This window comes from Chryseobacterium sp. YIM B08800 (assembly GCF_026163565.1).
Taxonomy (GTDB): Bacteria; Bacteroidota; Bacteroidia; order Flavobacteriales; family Weeksellaceae; genus Chryseobacterium.
Genome location: NZ_JAPDKN010000032.1, coordinates 1 through 18,100 on the forward strand (window position 1 = coordinate 1; position 18,100 = coordinate 18,100).

General features: G+C 33.9%; 17 protein-coding genes. 8 read left to right on the forward strand and 9 right to left on the reverse strand.

The genetic code is table 11. The features are described 5' to 3' along the window. Nucleotides 1–23: 23 nt before the first annotated feature. Both OEW74_RS12940 and OEW74_RS12945 read left to right on the forward strand, forming a co-directional pair. Nucleotides 24–683, forward strand: coding sequence for a hypothetical protein (locus OEW74_RS12940; RefSeq protein WP_265428869.1), 660 nt, complete (start codon nt 24–26; stop codon nt 681–683). Nucleotides 684–686: 3 nt separating this feature from the next. After that, nucleotides 687–2,372, forward strand: coding sequence for a T9SS type A sorting domain-containing protein (locus OEW74_RS12945; protein WP_265428870.1), 1,686 nt, complete (start codon nt 687–689; stop codon nt 2,370–2,372). Nucleotides 2,373–2,430: 58 nt separating this feature from the next. Here OEW74_RS12945 and OEW74_RS12950 read toward each other — a convergent pair whose 3' ends face one another. Continuing rightward, nucleotides 2,431–3,027 (reverse strand): superoxide dismutase, encoded by a 597-nt coding sequence (locus OEW74_RS12950; RefSeq protein ID WP_265428871.1) that lies wholly within the window; start codon nt 3,025–3,027, stop codon nt 2,431–2,433. Between the two features lie 149 nt (nt 3,028–3,176). Here OEW74_RS12950 and OEW74_RS12955 point away from each other — a divergent pair, with 149 nt between their 5' ends. Further along, nucleotides 3,177–3,770 (forward strand): hypothetical protein, encoded by a 594-nt coding sequence (locus OEW74_RS12955; RefSeq protein ID WP_265428872.1) that lies wholly within the window; start codon nt 3,177–3,179, stop codon nt 3,768–3,770. Nucleotides 3,771–3,829: 59 nt separating this feature from the next. Here OEW74_RS12955 and rho read toward each other — a convergent pair whose 3' ends face one another. Next, nucleotides 3,830–5,707 carry a transcription termination factor Rho gene (rho, locus tag OEW74_RS12960; RefSeq protein WP_265428873.1) on the reverse strand — a complete coding sequence of 626 codons (1,878 nt, stop codon included), beginning with the start codon at nt 5,705–5,707 and terminating at the stop codon, nt 3,830–3,832. A gap of 145 nt (nt 5,708–5,852) precedes the next feature. Here rho and OEW74_RS12965 point away from each other — a divergent pair, with 145 nt between their 5' ends. From OEW74_RS12965 to OEW74_RS12980, 4 genes are all read left to right on the forward strand, one after another. After that, a complete protein-coding gene (locus OEW74_RS12965; RefSeq protein WP_265428874.1) occupies nt 5,853–6,242 on the forward strand; it encodes a DUF4293 domain-containing protein in 390 nt (129 codons plus the stop codon). 453 nt (nt 6,243–6,695) lie between these two features. After that, nucleotides 6,696–7,619: a M28 family peptidase gene (locus OEW74_RS12970; RefSeq protein ID WP_265428875.1), complete on the forward strand. Its 924-nt coding sequence runs from the start codon at nt 6,696–6,698 to the stop codon at nt 7,617–7,619. Between the two features lie 50 nt (nt 7,620–7,669). Continuing rightward, nucleotides 7,670–9,508 (forward strand): ABC transporter ATP-binding protein, encoded by a 1,839-nt coding sequence (locus tag OEW74_RS12975; protein WP_265428876.1) that lies wholly within the window; start codon nt 7,670–7,672, stop codon nt 9,506–9,508. 22 nt (nt 9,509–9,530) lie between these two features. Next, nucleotides 9,531–9,878, forward strand: a complete 348-nt coding sequence (locus OEW74_RS12980; RefSeq protein WP_265428877.1) for a DUF1801 domain-containing protein — start codon at nt 9,531–9,533, stop codon at nt 9,876–9,878. Nucleotides 9,879–9,935: 57 nt separating this feature from the next. Here OEW74_RS12980 and OEW74_RS12985 read toward each other — a convergent pair whose 3' ends face one another. The 6 genes from OEW74_RS12985 to rsfS form a co-directional block, all read right to left on the reverse strand. Further along, the gene (locus tag OEW74_RS12985) at nt 9,936–11,264 is read right to left on the reverse strand and encodes a peptide-N-glycosidase F-related protein (RefSeq protein WP_265428878.1); all 1,329 of its coding nucleotides are present in this window, start codon (nt 11,262–11,264) and stop codon (nt 9,936–9,938) included. Nucleotides 11,265–11,459: 195 nt separating this feature from the next. After that, nucleotides 11,460–12,113 (reverse strand): phosphatidylserine decarboxylase family protein, encoded by a 654-nt coding sequence (locus tag OEW74_RS12990; protein WP_265428879.1) that lies wholly within the window; start codon nt 12,111–12,113, stop codon nt 11,460–11,462. Nucleotides 12,114–12,176: 63 nt separating this feature from the next. Beyond that, on the reverse strand, nt 12,177–13,049 hold the full coding sequence (locus tag OEW74_RS12995) for a phosphatidate cytidylyltransferase (RefSeq protein WP_265428880.1): 873 nt from the start codon (nt 13,047–13,049) through the stop codon (nt 12,177–12,179). A 23-nt stretch (nt 13,050–13,072) separates the two neighbouring features. Beyond that, nucleotides 13,073–13,654: an LUD domain-containing protein gene (locus OEW74_RS13000; RefSeq protein ID WP_265428881.1), complete on the reverse strand. Its 582-nt coding sequence runs from the start codon at nt 13,652–13,654 to the stop codon at nt 13,073–13,075. Between the two features lie 139 nt (nt 13,655–13,793). Beyond that, complete coding sequence (gene ftsH, locus OEW74_RS13005; RefSeq protein ID WP_265428882.1) at nt 13,794–15,806, reverse strand: ATP-dependent zinc metalloprotease FtsH; 2,013 nt, start codon at nt 15,804–15,806, stop codon at nt 13,794–13,796. Between the two features lie 16 nt (nt 15,807–15,822). Then, a complete protein-coding gene (gene rsfS / locus OEW74_RS13010) occupies nt 15,823–16,191 on the reverse strand; it encodes a ribosome silencing factor (protein WP_265428883.1) in 369 nt (122 codons plus the stop codon). A gap of 86 nt (nt 16,192–16,277) precedes the next feature. Between rsfS and OEW74_RS13015 the strand changes: the two genes are divergently transcribed. Then, nucleotides 16,278–16,994 carry a biotin--[acetyl-CoA-carboxylase] ligase gene (locus OEW74_RS13015; protein WP_265428884.1) on the forward strand — a complete coding sequence of 239 codons (717 nt, stop codon included), beginning with the start codon at nt 16,278–16,280 and terminating at the stop codon, nt 16,992–16,994. Here the strand turns inward: OEW74_RS13015 and OEW74_RS13020 are convergent. After that, nucleotides 16,988–18,100 carry an LptF/LptG family permease gene (locus OEW74_RS13020; RefSeq protein ID WP_265428885.1) on the reverse strand — a complete coding sequence of 371 codons (1,113 nt, stop codon included), beginning with the start codon at nt 18,098–18,100 and terminating at the stop codon, nt 16,988–16,990. The genes OEW74_RS13015 and OEW74_RS13020 overlap by 7 nt on opposite strands.

Consider the following 18,100-nt stretch of genomic DNA (forward strand, 5'->3'; position numbering starts at 1 on the left):
AATAAAAAATAAAATTTAATACTATGAAAAAAATCTTAATGACATCACTTTTCGCTTCTGCAGCTACATTATCCGCACAAATTTACGCTCCTACAGGTAGCACAATTGGCACAACATTAAATTCAACATCTACTAATATTGGTATAGGAACAAATGATCCTAAATCCACTTTAGAAGTTGCAGGCACAGCAATCTTTAGTGATATTGTTAGTTCAGGCTCAAATTCTTGGAGAATCCACACTCCTGATGACGGAAGAAAAACAATACATTTTGCTTTTAGAAGTCCTGGAGATACAGATTACTCAAATTGGGAATGGGACAAAGCATTCATCATTAATGGCGAAAACGGAAACGCCATGGTTCAAGGAAAACTTGAAGCTAAAGAAATAAAAGTAACTCTTACCCCAACCGCAGACTTTGTATTCGCAGAAGATTATGACCTTCCAAAATTAGAGGATGTTGAAAAACATATTAAAGAGAAAAAGCATTTACCTGAAGTTGCCTCAGCAAAGCAAATGGAAAAAGAAGGTGTGAATGTAGGTGAATTTCAAATTAAACTCTTGCAAAAAATAGAGGAATTGACTTTATATACGATTGAGCAGAATAAACAACTCAAAATTCAAAAAGAAGAAATTGAGCTGCTTAAAAAGCAGATGAATCTTAACAATCAAAAAAACAGATAATTGATGAAAACAAAAAATATTTATCTAACATGTCTGTTTTGTTTGGGATTTATCAAGGTTTTTTCCCAAGGAGAGAATGATAATTGGCATTTTAGTGCAGGAGCCGCTATCAATTTTTCAGGAATATCACCTGTTGTAATTAACAATAGCCAGATTTCGGGCTTTGAAGCGGTAGGTACAGCAAGTGATAGCAATGGAGAATTATTATTCTATACCAACGGTTCAGATATTTGGAATAGACAAAATCAAATAATGCAAAATGGATCGGGTTTATTGGGTCATAATTCTAATCAACAATTGCAGATTGTAAAATATCCTAATAACCCAGGAAAATATTTTATTTTTACAACTGGAATCACGATTTCTACTCCTGTTATAAATAATTACATTGCATATTCTATAGTTGATATGTCTTTAGGAGCTAATGGTACAGGACAGCCTTTAGGTGCTGTAATGCCTGCTTTTAAAAATATTCCTATTTTGGATAATAATGGAAACACTTTCAAAAGTGAGGCTATTACTGCTATTCCCCACACCAATGGAGTTGGTTTTTGGGTTGTTATTCCTTATGGAACAAAATTATTCAGCTACCTTGTAGATAATCAGGGGTTTCATCCTACACCGGTTGTAAGTAACATCAATTTTCCGGCTAATTTGCAGACAGGATATTATTTTAATATAAAGGCTTCTCCAAAATTAAATAATCCTGCGTTTAACTTTTCTAATTTTATCTGTATTAATACATGGAATGGAACAGCGGGTATTAAAACGTATTCTTTCAATGCAACTACAGGGCAGATTACCAATCAATATGTTTTAGATATGAGTAGTCAGCTATCTACTTATTCGGCAGAATTTAGTAAAGACGGTAGTATTTTATATTTAGGCAGGCATGAAAACAATACGGCTGTATACGCCGTTAATCTTGTAGCCTCCACAACTTCTTTGGTTTACAATCAAATTTTTAGTCAGAATGACTTAACATGTGCTGCAATACAAAGAAATAAATATGATGATATTTACATCAGTTTCAGAAATCAGCCTTATCTAAGTAAAATTAATAACCCTAATGTATTTGGAGGGAGCTCAGTAAATGTTAATGAAATTTTTTTAAATGGAAGAACAACACAAATGGGACTTCCGCAGCTTATTCCGGGCATACAGCATTCTCCACCTAATCCCAACCAATGTCTTACAAATATTTTACTTACAACAGAAGAACTTAATACAGTTTATACTCATCAGGCAAGCAATACAATTATTACCCAAGATGATTACTTGATAAAACCGCGTAAAGATATTACGATGATAGCTGGAAAGAGTATTACCTTCAATCCTAACACACACATTATGTATGGAGCGAAACTACTTGCTAAGATTGAAAACTGTGAAGGAGTAATACCTGAAGTAAATAAAAAAAGTGAACAGAAAGTTTACATAAAATTTGAGTTGGATAAAGATGTTCTACGAGATAATGTAAATATTTTCCCAAACCCAGCGTCAGATTTTGTTAATATCAATTCACAATTGAAGATCAAATCTTGGAAGGTGTATGATTTATCTGTAAAGCAAATCTCAAAAGGCAATTCGAGTAAAATTAATGTAAAGGATTTTATAAAGGGAATTTACATGATTAATATCTTGTTTGAAAACGGGAAAAATATATCTAAAAAAGTTTCTGTTAAATAATACAACAAAAAAAAGGTTCAGAAAATTCTGAACCTTTTTTATTTTAAACAATAGAAAATTATTTGTTGAATAATTCCTCTACTTTATCCCAGTTTACAACGTCGAAGAACGCAGATACATAATCAGGTCTTCTGTTTTGATAGTTTAAGTAATATGCATGCTCCCAAACATCCAATCCTAAAACAGGAGTTCCTTTTACATCAGCAACAGGCATTAATGGGTTATCCTGATTTGGAGTAGAAGTTACAGAAACAGATCCGTCTTCATTTTTTACCAACCAAGCCCATCCTGAACCAAATCTTGTTTTAGCAGCCTCAGAAAAATCATTTTTGAATTTTTCAAGACCACCATAATTTTCGATAGCAGCTTTTACGCTTCCTACAGGCTCTTTGCTTCCTCCCGGAGTTAATATTTCCCAGAAAAGAGAGTGATTGAAGTGACCTCCACCGTTATTTCTTACTGCTGGTTTTTCAACAGCTGTTTTACAGATTTCTTCGATAGATAATCCTTCAAGATCAGTTCCTTCGATTGCTTTATTTAAGTTATCAACATACGCTTGGTGATGTTTTGAATGGTGGATTTCCATTGTTTTTGCATCAATTGTTGGCTCTAAAGCTTCATAAGCATATCCTAATTTTGGTAATTCAAATGACATAAGTTTATTTTTAATGTTATGATTCAAAGTTAGCCAATATTCAAGCCATTATCAAAAATTGAAGATTACTTTAATAAATCTTTAACATTGATAATAACAAAAAGGCATCTAAATATTGATAAATCCATTATTTTTTTAAATTTGTCGTTATGAAGAAAATTTACATACTCTCAACATTATTTTTATTATTGATAAGCTGTAACTCAGGAGAAAAAATTTCGTCCGATGAATATTTAGTGATCAATAAAGCAATTGGTCATATTTTACAGCCTTACGGAACAACTTTTACCGATACCGAAGAACTTAATGAAATTGCGAGAGAATATAATATTGATATTACCCGTATAAGTCAGGAAGATTCAAAAAAAATTAATGAAATCATCTCGTCGAGAAGAGGATATGAGTTTGCTGTTGTAGATACTCTTGCAGAAACAGATACCAAAAGCGGAAAATACACCTTTGATTTAAAAATTGACAGTTTGATTCCGAGTGTTGAAAAATTACCCAAAGCAGTAATGAACAGTGAAATGTTGCGATTTCCTGAAAATTACACAAGAGTAAAGACAGTAAATAATCCAGAAAATTTCTTAGGCAAAATTAAGTTGGAACGTGTAATATTTAATGATGCTAAAGATAAAGCCATGATTTTTTATACTAAATGTAAAAAGATGAATAACAAAGAATGCTCATTCAATACAATTAGTTTAATTAAAGAACATAATGAATGGTATATTCGCCATTAATAAAGCAAAAAGCAGTCAAAATTTTGACTGCTTTTATATTTTTAAAGTAAAATACTTTATTATCTGTTCATAGACATCAAGAACTCTTCATTATTTAAAGTTCCTCTGATGTTTTTGTTGACAAATTCCATTGCTTCGATAGGATTCATTTCTGAAAGATACTTTCTGAAGATCCACATTCTCTGTGAAGTGACCTCATCAAGCAATAAATCGTCTCTTCTTGTACTTGAAGAAACCAAATCGATAGCAGGATAAATTCTTCTGTTCGCAATTTTTCTGTCTAATTGAAGCTCCATGTTTCCGGTACCTTTGAATTCCTCAAAAATAACTTCATCCATTTTAGAACCTGTATCAATTAAAGCAGTTGCGATAATCGTTAATGATCCTCCGTTTTCAATTTTTCTTGCAGCTCCGAAGAATCTTTTCGGTTTGTGAAGAGCATTTGCATCAACACCACCGGAAAGTACTTTTCCAGAAGCAGGAGTTACGGTATTGTAAGCTCTCGCCAATCTTGTAATTGAATCTAAAAGAATCACCACATCATGACCACATTCTACCATTCTTTGCGCTTTCGCTAAAACTAAATTAGCAACTTTTACGTGTTTATCTGCAGCTTCGTCAAATGTAGAAGCAATTACTTCTGCATTCACACTTCTCTCCATGTCGGTAACTTCTTCAGGACGTTCGTCGATCAAAAGCACCATCATATAAACTTCTGGGTGATTGGCTGCGATAGAGTTGGCAATATCTTTCAACAACATTGTTTTACCGGTTTTCGGCTGAGCAACGATCATCGCTCTTTGACCTTTTCCGATAGGTGCAAAAAGATCTACAATTCTTGTTGACATCGTAGAATTATCTCCAGAAAGATTAAATTTCTCTTCAGGGAATAATGGCGTAAGATATTCGAAAGCGACACGATCTTTAATATATGCTAAATCACGACCGTTTACTTCTGTTGGTTTTAGTAATGAAAAATATTTTTCACCTTCTTTCGGAAGTCTTACAATTCCTCTTACGGTATCTCCGGTTTTTAAACCAAAATTTCTGATCTGTGCTGTCGAAACATACACATCATCCGGTGAAGAAATATAAGAGAAGTCTGATGAACGTAAAAATCCGTAATTATCTGGTAAAATTTCTAAAACCCCTTCAATACTAACCATTCCGTCGAAGCTGAACTCTTTTTTCTGCTCGTGTTGCTCCTCTTGTCTCTCAGCTCTTTCAGCATGTTGCTGTCTGTTCTGATTAGGATTCTGGTTTTGATTAGGGTTGTTTTGATTAGAATTCTGATTTTGGTTATTGTTCTGATTTCTATTTTGAGAATTTCCACTGTTTTGCTGTGGATGGTTTTGACCTTTTTGTTGTTGAGGCTGACCTTGCTGTGGTCTTTTAGGTCTTTCTTCTTTAGCTTGTGCAGGTGCACTTGGCTGAGAATCTATATTTAAAGGAAGTTCTATTGTTCCTTTTGCTTCAATCTCGCTGCTTTGCGAAGGAGGTGAAACTCTTTTTCTTTTTTGTCTGTTGTTAGAAGGAGCAGTTTTCTCTTCAACATCAATCTGTGGTGTTTCTGCTTTTACTTCTTCCACTGGAGCTTCTTCCGTTTTAACAATTTCCGGCTCCGGTGCAGGTTGAGTTTCTTTTGGCTCAGCTTCAGCTTTTGGTTCTACCTTAGGTTTTGCGGTCTTCTTAGGAGCTGCCTTTTTAGGAGCAGCTTTAACCGCTTTTTCAGCTGGTTTTTCATCCGCACTTGCAGCTGTTACTTCTGTGGTATTGAAATAATCTTTTGTAACTTTAGGGTTGGAAGCCTGAAAATCTAGGATAGCAAAGATTTTATCATTTTCATTGCTGTTTCTTGCAACCTTAACGCCCAAATCTTTTAAGATTTTAGTCAATTCCGTTACAGATTTTGACCTTAACGTTTCTATGTTAAACATATTTAATGTAAAAATGTAATTAGTTGTGAGTAAGAAAAGTAAGTCGGGTGACTTTTGTTTTCAAGTACATTGTATGTTGCAAATCTACACTTATTTTTGAATTGTGCAAAATTTATGTTATTTTTGCTTCTGAATTTAAAATTCTATGTTACAGAGAATACAGACCATTTGGATTTTGCTGTCTGTTTTAGCAGCAGCTTTCTTATATATTACAGGACAAGATGTAGATGTTTTCGGAAAAACTCCGATTATCAGTATCTCGTCAATTGTTTTAGTTTTGGTAGGAGCATTGAGTTTATTCAGTTTTAAAAACAGAAAAAGACAAATCTTGCTGAATACGATCAGCATTATTATAAACGCTTTGTTGATTGGTGTATTGGTGTACTGGATGCAAAACTTATCCGGAGGAATAGATTTTCCTGAGAAGGGTATTGAGCCGGTTTTCCCATCGATTGCGGTAATTTGTTTGTTTTTGGCAAATATTTTTATCAAGAAAGATGAGAGGCTCGTAAAATCTGTAGACAGACTACGATAACCTTACAACGATTTTTTGAGTGAGAACAGCTTCCTTTTTGGGAGCTGTTTTTTATTTCCCAAAGATTTCGCAGATTTACACAGATGATTGGAAATAAAATGATATTATTAATTTAGAATAGAGAATAAAATCTGTGAGAATTCGTGAAATCTGTGGGAATTAAATAAATTGAGATCAATCAAAACTATTTGTATTACTTAAACGAAGTGCCTTTTATCTTAAAAAATAATTTTCTTTTCAAAAAGACTTTGTTTAACCTTGCGATAATTAAACGCAAAGCAAGACTAAGAAAATCAACTCATGCTATGAAAATAAGATAAACAAAGGCGTTTCACTTATTTCCGAAATACAAAAATGCATAACAGATCATTTAGATATTTTGAATCACTTTGCAACATTTTATATAAAACCGCTACTTATTCAATTAGTATAAAGAAATAATACAATTTAAATATGAAAAAGCTAATCTATCTTTCCTTATCATTTTTCGCAATTTCAGCTTTTGCACAGGATGTTTCTGAAGAGAGAGTAAAAACCGTTATTTCAACTCTGGCTTCAGACGAAATGAAAGGTCGTGAAATTGGAACTCCCGAAAACGACAAAGCTGCAGAATATATTGCACAGCTTTTTAAAGAAAACAATCTGGAATATTGTACAGGTAATTCTTATCTCGTTCCTTTTAATTATAAAGGAAAAACAGCTTACAATGTTTGTGGAATTAAAAAAGGAAAATCTGAAAAGTTTTTAGGATTTACTGGTCACTTTGATCATATCGGAGTTAGCAATAAATCCGGAGACAATATTAACAATGGTGCAGATGATGACGCAAGCGGAATTACAACTTTGGTAGGCATTGCCGATTATTTTAAAAATAAAACTCCCGAATTCTCAATGGTTTTCATGGCATTTAATGGAGAAGAAAAAGGAATGTTGGGTTCAATCGCTATTTCTGAAGACAAAAAATTAGATCATATCTACAATAATCTTTCAGCTTTATTCAACTTCGAAATGGTTGCTACAGAAGCTGAATTTGGAAAAAACACAGTATTCATTACCGGGGACGAGTTTTCTGATTTGGATGAATTGTTTAATAAAAATGCCGTAAACGGTTTAAAAATTTATCCCGATCCTTATGCGAAGCAACAATTGTTTTACAGATCAGACAATGTAAGTTTTGTAAAAAAGAAAATTATTGCCCATTCTATTTCTACTGCAGACATGAGTAAAATCACCCATTATCATCAGGCAAATGACGATATGAGCATCGTAAATTCTGAAAATATGACGCAGATTATCAATAACTTTGCAAAAACTTTAGAGAAATTAAGCCCTAAAAACTTCAATCCGAAGTATAATGATAAAGTAAATTTCAATTAAAAACGTCTATCATTTATATTTTAAGTAATTTTGCTATCCAATTTTATTGAATGAACGAATATAAAAAAATACTCAAATTCGCCCGTCCGCATCAGAAATACATTTACGGAAGTTTATTCTTCAACCTGTTATATTCTGTGTTTCAGATTGCCTCTTTAGGAACCATACTTCCGGTTTTAGGGATGCTTTTTGGCACCATCAAACGTGAAAACTTTAAATCTGCTCCTGTCTATTCCGGAGATCTTGTAGATTTATTTTCATATCTAAAGACCTATTCTAATTATTATATTCAGACTTTAGTTGATGATTATGGTACGCTGAATGTTTTGGCTTGGCTTTGTATCATCACTGCATTCATGTTTTTATTGAGAAATGTCTTCAGATATTTGGGATCTTTTCTTTTAATTAATTATCGTGTTGGCGTTACCAAAGATCTTAGAGGTGAAATGTATCGTAAGGTTTTATCTTTACCTGTTTCATTTTTTACAGAAAGCAGAAAAGGAGATATGATGTCTCGTATGTCGAATGACGTAGGCGAAGTGGAAGGAAACATTTTAGGAAGTTTGGTTGAATTAATCAACGCTCCGTTTATGTTAATCAGTACATTAATCAGTCTTTTCTGGTTAAGCTCTGAACTTACGCTTTTCTCTCTTTTGGTTTTACCGGTAATGGGAACCATGATTGCTTTGATCGGAAAAAGTCTTAAAAAAGATTCTCACGAAGCGCAAAACGAAATGGGAACCATCTTCTCAATCGTTGATGAAACTTTGAAATCTTCTAAGGTGATCAAGATTTTCAGCGCTGAAAAAATCATGGACAACCGTTTTATGGGCTCTATGCAGAAATGGATCAACAGCTCGATCAGATTGGGTAGAAAAAAAGAACTAGCTTCTCCAATAAGCGAATTCTTAGGCTCTGTTACTTTTTTAATTATTGCTTGGTATGGCGGTAAACAGATTATTGTAGACCAAAGTATTGCTCCGGAAGACTTTCTGGTGTTTTTGGGAATGTTCTTCCAGATTTTACCTCCTGTGAAAAGCTTATCGGCTTCTATTTCTAATGTTCAAAAAGGAGAAGCTTCTCTACACAGAGTTTTGGAAATTCTTGAAGCTGATGTAAAAATAGAGGAAATTGCAGAACCTGTTTCTATTTCTACTTTAGATAAACAAATACAGTTTAAAAATATTGGTTTTTATTACGATAAATCTAATTTGATTCTAAAAAATTTCAGTTTAACAATTCCAAAAGGAAAAACAGTTGCATTGGTAGGACAAAGTGGAAGTGGAAAAACGACGATTGCCAATCTTTTAGCCAGATTCTACGATGTTTCAGAAGGTCAGATTTTAATTGACGAAACTGATATCAAACATCTAAAATTAACCGATTACAGAAAACTTTTAGGAATGGTTACTCAAGAGTCTGTATTGTTTAATGATACCGTTTACAACAATATTTTGATGGGTAAACCTGAAGCAACAAGAGATGAAGTAATTGCTGCAGCAAAAATCGCCAACGCAGATAATTTCATTACGCAGCTTCCAAATGGGTATGATACCAACATCGGTGACGACGGAGGAAAACTTTCCGGCGGACAAAAGCAGAGAGTTTCTATCGCAAGAGCCGTTCTGAAAAACCCACCGATTATGATTTTGGATGAAGCAACTTCTGCTTTAGATACAGAATCTGAAAAATTTGTACAAGATGCCCTTGAGAAAATGATGGAAAACAGAACTTCACTGGTTATTGCTCACCGACTTTCAACCATTCAGAAAGCAGACTGGATTGTAGTGATGGAGAAAGGTGACATTGTAGAACAGGGAAGCCACCAAGAATTAATGGCAAAAAGAGGCACTTATCACAAATTGGTAGAGCTTCAGAATTTTGACTAAACAATTTTAAATTCTATTTAAAATGAATCCTATACAAGAGTACTTCTACAGAATCGATGAGCCTGAAAGAAGTACTCTTTTGTTTTTACGAAAAAAAATCTTAGAATCTGATCCCGAAAACATTACAGAAACTCTGAGTTTCGGACTGCCCTTTTTTAAGTTTAAAAAGAAAATGCTCTGCTATCTTTATTACAGCAAAAAGCATAAGAAACATTACATCAGCTTTTATCACGGCGATCGATTAGACCATCCATTACTCATTAGTGAAGGCAGAAAGAAGTTTAAAATCCTTCTAATTGATGAAAATGAGGATTTGCCCTTGGAATTTATTTTAAGCCTCATTACAGAGGTGAAAACGCATATTAAATAAAAAGAAAGAGAAACCAATTAAATTGGCTTCTCTTTTCTGTTATAATGAATGTTTAAACTACTTTTTAATAACTTTATGCTTAAACTGAGTTCCACCTTCCAATGTAATATCTAACAAATAATTTCCGGATGGGTATGCTGATAAATCAATTTTAGAATCTTTAGTTTCATTCAATCTTCTTCCATCAAGTGAGTAAATAATTACATTTCTTACTTTTTTATCGGATCTGATATTCACAAAATCTGCAGTAGGATTAGGAAAAACAGAAACATCAACCGTAGAAACGTCTTTTACAGATAACAACTGATTGTTGCTTTGCATATAAATAGAAAGCACTACTCTACCGTCTTGCCCATTGAAAACAGCGGCAGGAACTTCATATTTCAAAGTGTGACTTCCGCTTGAAAGCGTAGGTGTAGTAAAGCTTCGAATAGGGACAGAATCTCCGGGACACCAATTGTTCCAGGATGTCCACCAAGACTGACTTTGCGCGTTTTGTCCATAAATACCATTTCCTTGTGTGTTATACATTCGGTAAGGTTCACAAGATTTTCCTCCCGGTGTAAACGTTAAAACCTGAGTATTGTCTAAAGAAACAAAGTTTTGTCTTCTTACGTATTCTTCACCGCCAGAACCTGCTCCGTGTGGTGTAGAGATAATAAAAAACTTTGCATTGTCTGTACTTTGGTTTAAATTAAAATTAACCAGTCTTACCGTTTGTCCGGGTTGATCTGTATTGTTATAATTATTCAGTTCGTTTGAATCTAATAACGGAAGTAAATTATTGTAAGAAGTGGTGATTGCAGGATCATTAGAAGTAACAAAATCAAGCGTTCCGGCAAAGACATCATTTCTTCCTGAACAACCCGCAACTTGCGTATTTGCAGCATAAGGAACTCCAAAAACATCAAGCTCCACATAAATATCATAGGTATTTCTTAAAGTTGTATTACTGAAAATAGAATACAAATTATCAACATTATAGGTATAAGGAACAGAAGTCGGAGAAATATTTTTATTCATAAAAGGAGTAATATATCTTCCAATTTCAATTCTTTTGACATTTGTATCACTTAAAGAATAAGTCAATTGATCTTTTGGAACTAAAGCCAAATGTACCCCTCCAATTCTGTCATAATTATCACATAAAGCTCCAATGGTAACATTCATGGTAATTTTATTCTGAAAAGAATTCAGCTCGGCATCTGTAAGTTTTTTAGCGTATCTGTAATTAGCAAGTCTTATTGTATTTGCAGGAACCGGGTTGGATACATTCGATGCATATCCGTCATAAAAAACGATTTGGGAAAATACATTAATATTGGTTTGAGCATACGTGTTAAAAAGTCCGGTAAAGACCATTAAAGGAAGTAGAATTTTTTTCATTAAAAAATTAGATTTTTGATTTGGCATCAAAACTACAACGTAAAATAGTATTTACAAGCATCAAAGTATTAAATGAGTATCACAATAACAATACATTTTAATTTTTAATCTCGATTCAATAAAAATATTATGATTTATTTGAAACAAAAAAAGACCGCTTCTCTCGAAACGGTCTTTATATATTTTCATTAAATATTAATCTCTCATTTTAGCAATCACATCGATTCCACCTTTGGTAATATCACCTATTTTACAGATAATCTCGGTATCGAGCGGCAAGAAAACATCCATTCTTGAACCGAATTTAATGAAACCAAACTCATGACCCGCTTTTGCAGCATCCCCTTCATTGCAATAGAAAACAATTCTTCTCGCTACATATCCCGCAATTTGTCTGAAAACCACTTTATGATTGGTTAAACTTTGTACCGCAACCGTTGTTCTTTCATTTTCTGTAGACGATTTTTCGTGCCATGCAACCAAGTATTTCCCAGGGTGATATTTTTTATAAATTACATCTCCAGAAACCGGATATCTACAAATATGAACATTCAAAGGAGACATAAAGATAGAAACCTGAATTGCCTTTCCTTTAATGAATTCATCCTCTTCTACTTCTTTAATCATCACCACTTTTCCGTCAACAGGAGCAATTACATTTTCTACGTGATCCAAAATATCACGATTCGGAACTCTGAAGAACCAAAATACCAAACTGTAAATAACCAATAATGGTACAATGATCAAAAGCGACCATATTTCAAGAAAATAAATAGATGCAGCAGCAATAATTGCGAAAAGTATAGACGCTACCGTGATGGTTCCTTTCGACTCTTTATGTAATTTCATAATGGTATTAATTGTTGTTTGTTATTGCCAACGCAGTTTACGAAGTATAACAAAAATATAGGTTTAAATAAATTTTTCTAAAATAAAGTACAAATATACGACAGGAACACAAATTAAAAAACTGTCTAATCGATCTAATACTCCACCATGTCCCGGAATGATGTTTCCGCTGTCTTTTACGCCAAAATTTCTTTTCAGTTGACTTTCTACCAAATCTCCCAAAGGTGCAAATGCAGCAATCAGAAAACCTACAACCATCCAGTTTCCGCGAAGCTGTGGTTGATACAGCTCAACAAAATAAGAAAGCACTAAAGTTAGAACAACACCTCCAATGTAACCTTCCCAGGTTTTTTTTGGTGAAATTTTCGGTGCCATTTTATGTTTCCCGAAGAATTTCCCAACGAGATAGGCAAAGGTATCGCTGCTCCAAATTAAAATAAATAAGAAAATAACTTCAAGCGAAAATGTATTTTCAATTGAAGAATATTTAGGCAAACCTAAGGCAAAAGAAAACGGTAAAGCGACATAGATTACGGTAAAAATAAGTTTTCCGCTGTCGATATAAAGTTCGTTTGAAAATTTAAATAAAGTAATAACCGCAATAACCGTTAAAGAAAGGGCTAATATTTCCGACAGCCTGAAATCAAAATAAAATCCGTGCTGAAAATATCGTTTAGAGAAAACATAGAAAATAAAAATGACTAACGGAAAAACAATCCACTTTTCGTATCCGTCTCCGAATTTCATAATTTTCATGCATTCCCATGTTCCAACCAGCAAAAGAAAGCTTATTAAAGCATAATACAAATATTGCTGCTGAACGAGACCGGGAGAAACCGAGTCTAAAAGCTGTGCACCAAAAGGTGTTGCACAAAGAAATATTACGGCTACATAAACCAGCCCTGAAAGCGTTCTCTGAATAAGATTTTTGTCCAAAATTTAAAATTTAGAAAGCGATGCTAATCTTCCAGTAAAAGTAAAAATAGCTTCGTATTATTGTTTGCAGCAGCATCCAGCTTAGAGTGGTTTCCGCTGATTGAAGTAAGGTTTTTGATGTTTCCGGTGCGTTTTATTTTGCCCATTGCATCATTCAGATTATTGACGATTTGGGAAACATTTGCCATAATAATTATTTTGCTCGGCAGTCTTGAAGAATGATAATGCAGAATGTTATTGTGCGAAAGCATGATTCTGCCATCGTACGCAATAAGGTATTCGCATGATATAAAAGCGGCATCGTTACGCGATTCCAGCTCGGGCGTATTATTAATTTTTATTACGTTCAAAAATCCCTGAAGATCTTTATCACAGCAAAAAACAGAATTAATTCCCTCGATTTTTAAAATCTGATTCAAAGTCTGCAATGCTTCTGATTCATCTGCACAATAGTTGAAAAAGCCACCAGAATGCGTAAATAATTGCGCAAACTTGTAGTCGAGATCAGCATTTTTCAGCGAATCTCCAAGCTTTTCCAGGCTCTGTTTTTCATCATCTTCGGGCTGGTTGGTTAGTTTGCTTACAATTCTTTTAAATAAACTCAACTTAGTATATTTTTAGTCAACTTATATACAAAAATAGAAAATATAATTATAATTCGTCTAAGAATATAGTTTAAATAACAAAAAACCCGACAAATAGATTTATTTGTCGGGAGTTATTTTAAATCCAATAAGGATATTTTTAGATTTGAGTAGAACTTTCAGGAGCCTGAATTTCACTTTCGTTTACTTCTTGCTCACTTGATGGCTCTTCTTCTTTTTCCTTCAAAGGAATAGTGTTGGTTACCGGCTTTTCTGTCAACTCAGGATCCCAAGCTCTTTTCCCGAAAATATCTTCCAAATCTTCACGGAAGATTACTTCTTTTTCCAAAAGTTTGTTTGCCAAAGCATCCAGCTTATCTTTATTATCTGTAAGAATCTGAATTGCTCTGTCGTACTGATTTTCGATAATACTTTTGATTTCAACATCAATTTTCTTAGCCGTTTCTTCAGAATAAGGTTTTCCAAAAGAATACTCAGACTGACCTGAACTGTCGTAATAAGAAATATTACCAATATTTGTACTCAAACCGTAGATTGTAACCATTGCCTGAGCTCTTTTAGTAACACTTTCAAGATCAGAAAGCGCCCCTGTAGAAATATTATTGAATATTACCTGCTCTGCAGCTCTACCTCCTAAAGTAGCACACATTTCGTCTAACATTTGCTCGGTTGTTGTCAACTGTCTTTCTTCAGGAAGATACCAAGCTGCCCCTAAAGAACGTCCTCTCGGAACAATTGTTACTTTAAGAAGCGGTGAAGCGTGCTCTACCAACCAAGAAATCGTTGCGTGACCTGCTTCGTGATAAGCAACTCTTTTCTTTTCAGAAGGTTTGATTGCTTTATTTTTCTTTTCAAGACCACCAATAATTCTATCAACAGCATCCAGGAAATCTTGTTTTGTAACAGACTCATGATTGTTTCTTGCTGCAATTAATGCTGCTTCGTTACAAACATTTGCAATATCTGCTCCACTAAACCCAGGAGTTTGTTTAGATAAAAATTCTCTGTCTATATTTTCGTCTAATTTGATTTTCTTTAAGTGAACATCAAATATCTGTCTTCTCTCATGAAGTTCCGGAAGGTCTACATAAATCGAACGGTCAAAACGACCTGCTCTCATTAAGGCTTTATCCAAAATATCTGCTCTGTTGGTTGCCGCCATTACAATAACGTTGGTATCGGTTCCAAAACCATCCATTTCTGTTAAAAGCTGGTTTAAGGTATTTTCCCTTTCGTCGTTTCCGCCTGAGAAATTATTTTTACCTCTTGCTCTACCAATAGCATCAATCTCATCGATGAAGATAATTGCAGGAGATTTAGCTTTAGCCTGAGCAAAAAGATCTCTTACTCTAGAAGCACCTACCCCAACAAACATTTCAACAAAATCTGAACCCGACAATGAGAAGAAAGGAACTTTAGCTTCACCCGCAACAGCTTTCGCCAATAAAGTTTTACCTGTTCCCGGAGGACCTACCAAAAGTACACCTTTAGGAATTTTGCCTCCCAGTTTTGTATATTTTTCAGAGTTTTTCAAGAAATCTACCACTTCCTGTACTTCTTCTTTAGCACCTTCCAAACCTGCAACATCTTTGAATGTTACCTGAATTCTTTCTTTCTCGTCAAAAAGTTTAGCTTTAGATTTTCCAATAGAGAAAATTTGTCCACCAGGACCGCCACCGCCGCCCATTTTTCTGAAAAGAATAAAATAGAAAAGTCCTAAGATTGCAATCCAGATTAATGCCTGAATAAGAATGCTCATTAACGGACTTTCGCCTTCTGCATAATCTTTTGTTGTTTTTAATGCGGGATTTTCAGCTTTCAAAGTTTCAAACTTTGACAAAAACAACTGTAAATCACCATACTTAAGTGTATAATCTGCTTTCGGAGTCATTCCCAATGATGAGAACGGGTTAGAACTTTTATCCTGAGCTTTTACCGTTTCCGTTTTAGCAGCTTGCGTTAAATAAACTTCAGCGTTTTGTTTTTGCTTGTCTATTAACACTTTCTGAATTTTCCCAGCCTGCATCTCTTTGAAGAATGAATCTTCATCGATCGATTTTGCACTGTTATCACCCATAGAGCTGGCGATAAAAAATAGCACAAGTGCTATAATTATGACAGGGAAAAACCAGTTAAATCCTTTATTATTCATTTATTACTTTTAAAATTTATATTTCACTTTCTATCCTTGTGATTTTTGCATCTCCCCAAAGTTCTTCGATGTCGTAATATTCACGAGTCTGCTTTTGGAAAATATGCACTACCACGGTAACGTAATCTACCAATACCCACATTGAATTCTCTGTACCTTCTACATGCCAAGGTCTGTCTTGTAGATCGTTTCTTACCTTTTTTTCTACACTTCCTGCCAATGCCGAAACTTGTGTATTTGAGTTTCCGCTACAAATTATAAACGTTTCTGCAACTGAGTTTTCGATTTTAGTAAGGTCAAAGATCATAATGTCTTCCCCTTTTACGTCTTGAATTGCCTCTACAATTTTATCTATTAGCGCTTGCTTTTCTGCTGTTTTATTCATTAAAATATACTATAATCTGCAAATTTATTGTTTTTCTTTTACTTTAGCCTTACTTTTAGGGTTTTAAAGTCTTAAAGTTTTCTTAAATGAGTGAGCTATTTTACCGCAATGCGTGTTCTTCTACTAATGACGAAATATCTGACGTTTTACTTTATCCGCAATCAAATTTTGTTGGTCTTTACACATTCAATCAAATAAAAGGGCGGGGACAATACGGAAACTCTTGGGCATCAGTAGCAGAACAGAATCTTGCTTATACATTGGCTGTAAAAACCTCATGCATTCTTCACTCAGATTTCTTGTTCAATTATTATACCGCAATCGCTGTACAAAATTATCTTGCCAATCTGACTGAAAAGATAGTAAAAATAAAGTGGCCCAATGATATTATCGTAAAAAATAAAAAAGTTGTAGGAATACTGATTGAAAAGAAAAAAATCAATCAGGAAAATTATTTTATTATTGGAATAGGAATTAATATTTTACAGGAAAAATTTGACGAAATTTCTAATGCAGGATCACTTTTAACGCAAACCGGAAAAAGATTTAATCTAAAACAATTCACAAAAGATCTGCACTTATTTTTAATTGAAAAACTAACCCATATTCCTGATGACGAAGAAATCTTGGCTCAGTTTAATTCAAATTTATTCAGAAAAGATGAAGTTTCAGTTTTCGAATTGAACAAAGTAAGACAAAATGGCATCATTAAAAATGCCGACGAAAATGGTAATATCTGGATAGAATTGGAACAATCCGGACTGCAATCTTTTTATCACAAAGAAATCAAGCTCCTTTATTGATTAGCACGTTTTAAATATAAAAACAAAGTAATCGGGAAGAAAATAATATTCGGGAACCACATCGCCAATGCGGGCGACATACTTTTATTTTCCGAAACCACTTTTAAAGCTTCAAAAGAGAATACAAATACAAACGCCAAAGAAATACCAATCGCAAGGTTAATTCCCAAACCTCCCCTTTTCTTTTGTGATGAAAGAGAAAGCGCCAAAAACGTCAGAATAATAATTGAAACCGGCATTGAAGTACGCTGATGCAACTCGTTTAGGTGAGAATTCAGGTTGCTGTTTCCCTTATTTTTTTCACGCTCAATGAATTTTATAAGCTCCGGAGTTACTTTATTTTGACCTAAAAGTTCGTTTGGAAATAACTCTTCGGGATCTTGGCCGTAATTTTTTTTCAACTCAAAACCCTGTCCCAGTTTTTCGGGATCATCTTTATTGATGGTCTTTTCCAAATAACTATTCAGCACAAAACTTTTTTTGTCTTCTTGCCAGAAAACATCGGTTGCTTTAAGTTCATAAATGAGTTTTCTATCTTTATCAAACTTCTGATATAGAAAACCATATCCTCTTTTTTCTCTTTTATTCCAGGAGTTAATGAAAATATATTCGGTTTTACTTATCTGCGCAGAAACAGGAGCGGTTCCTAAAATTTTTTCTTTAGCAGCGGCATTGTAAGTATAGGCTTCTAACTGGTTTTTCTTAACATTTGCCCAAGGCAAAACAAAGTGATTCACCGTTAAAGAAATAAGAGCAATAAATAAAGAAGTCAGCAAATAAGGTCTTGCAAACCTGTGAAAACTGGCACCACTGCTTATGATCGCAACAATCTCGGTATTATTTGCCATTCTTGAGGTAAAATAAATCACCGATATAAAAACAAGAATCGCCAAGAATGTAATCACCAAATTGATAATCCAATATGGATAAAAGTGAATAAGAAAGTAGGTTAAATCTAATTTAGGATCAATTTCAGTTGCTTTTTCAATTCTTGGAATTTTCTGCTGAACATCGATTACCAAAACCACAATAGACAGCAATATCAACATGAAACTAAAAGTTCCAAGGTATTTTTTTACGATATATCCGTCTACTATTTTAAGCAT

Bases quoted from the DNA above. Each gene is read 5' to 3' on its own strand.
- OEW74_RS12985 (WP_265428878.1), bottom strand. From the start codon at position 11,264: ATGAAAAAAATTCTACTTCCTTTAATGGTCTTTACCGGACTTTTTAAC.
- OEW74_RS12945 (WP_265428870.1), top strand. From the start codon at position 687: ATGAAAACAAAAAATATTTATCTAACATGTCTGTTTTGTTTGGGATTT.
- OEW74_RS12975 (WP_265428876.1), top strand. From the start codon at position 7,670: ATGAACGAATATAAAAAAATACTCAAATTCGCCCGTCCGCATCAGAAA.
- OEW74_RS12950 (WP_265428871.1), bottom strand. From the start codon at position 3,027: ATGTCATTTGAATTACCAAAATTAGGATATGCTTATGAAGCTTTAGAG.
- rho (WP_265428873.1), bottom strand. From the start codon at position 5,707: ATGTTTAACATAGAAACGTTAAGGTCAAAATCTGTAACGGAATTGACT.
- OEW74_RS12955 (WP_265428872.1), top strand. From the start codon at position 3,177: ATGAAGAAAATTTACATACTCTCAACATTATTTTTATTATTGATAAGC.
- OEW74_RS13015 (WP_265428884.1), top strand. From the start codon at position 16,278: ATGAGTGAGCTATTTTACCGCAATGCGTGTTCTTCTACTAATGACGAA.
- OEW74_RS12990 (WP_265428879.1), bottom strand. From the start codon at position 12,113: ATGAAATTACATAAAGAGTCGAAAGGAACCATCACGGTAGCGTCTATA.
- OEW74_RS12940 (WP_265428869.1), top strand. From the start codon at position 24: ATGAAAAAAATCTTAATGACATCACTTTTCGCTTCTGCAGCTACATTA.
- OEW74_RS12965 (WP_265428874.1), top strand. From the start codon at position 5,853: ATGTTACAGAGAATACAGACCATTTGGATTTTGCTGTCTGTTTTAGCA.
- ftsH (WP_265428882.1), bottom strand. From the start codon at position 15,806: ATGAATAATAAAGGATTTAACTGGTTTTTCCCTGTCATAATTATAGCA.
- rsfS (WP_265428883.1), bottom strand. From the start codon at position 16,191: ATGAATAAAACAGCAGAAAAGCAAGCGCTAATAGATAAAATTGTAGAG.
- OEW74_RS12980 (WP_265428877.1), top strand. From the start codon at position 9,531: ATGAATCCTATACAAGAGTACTTCTACAGAATCGATGAGCCTGAAAGA.
- OEW74_RS12970 (WP_265428875.1), top strand. From the start codon at position 6,696: ATGAAAAAGCTAATCTATCTTTCCTTATCATTTTTCGCAATTTCAGCT.
- OEW74_RS13020 (WP_265428885.1), bottom strand. From the start codon at position 18,100: ATGCTTAAAATAGTAGACGGATATATCGTAAAAAAATACCTTGGAACT.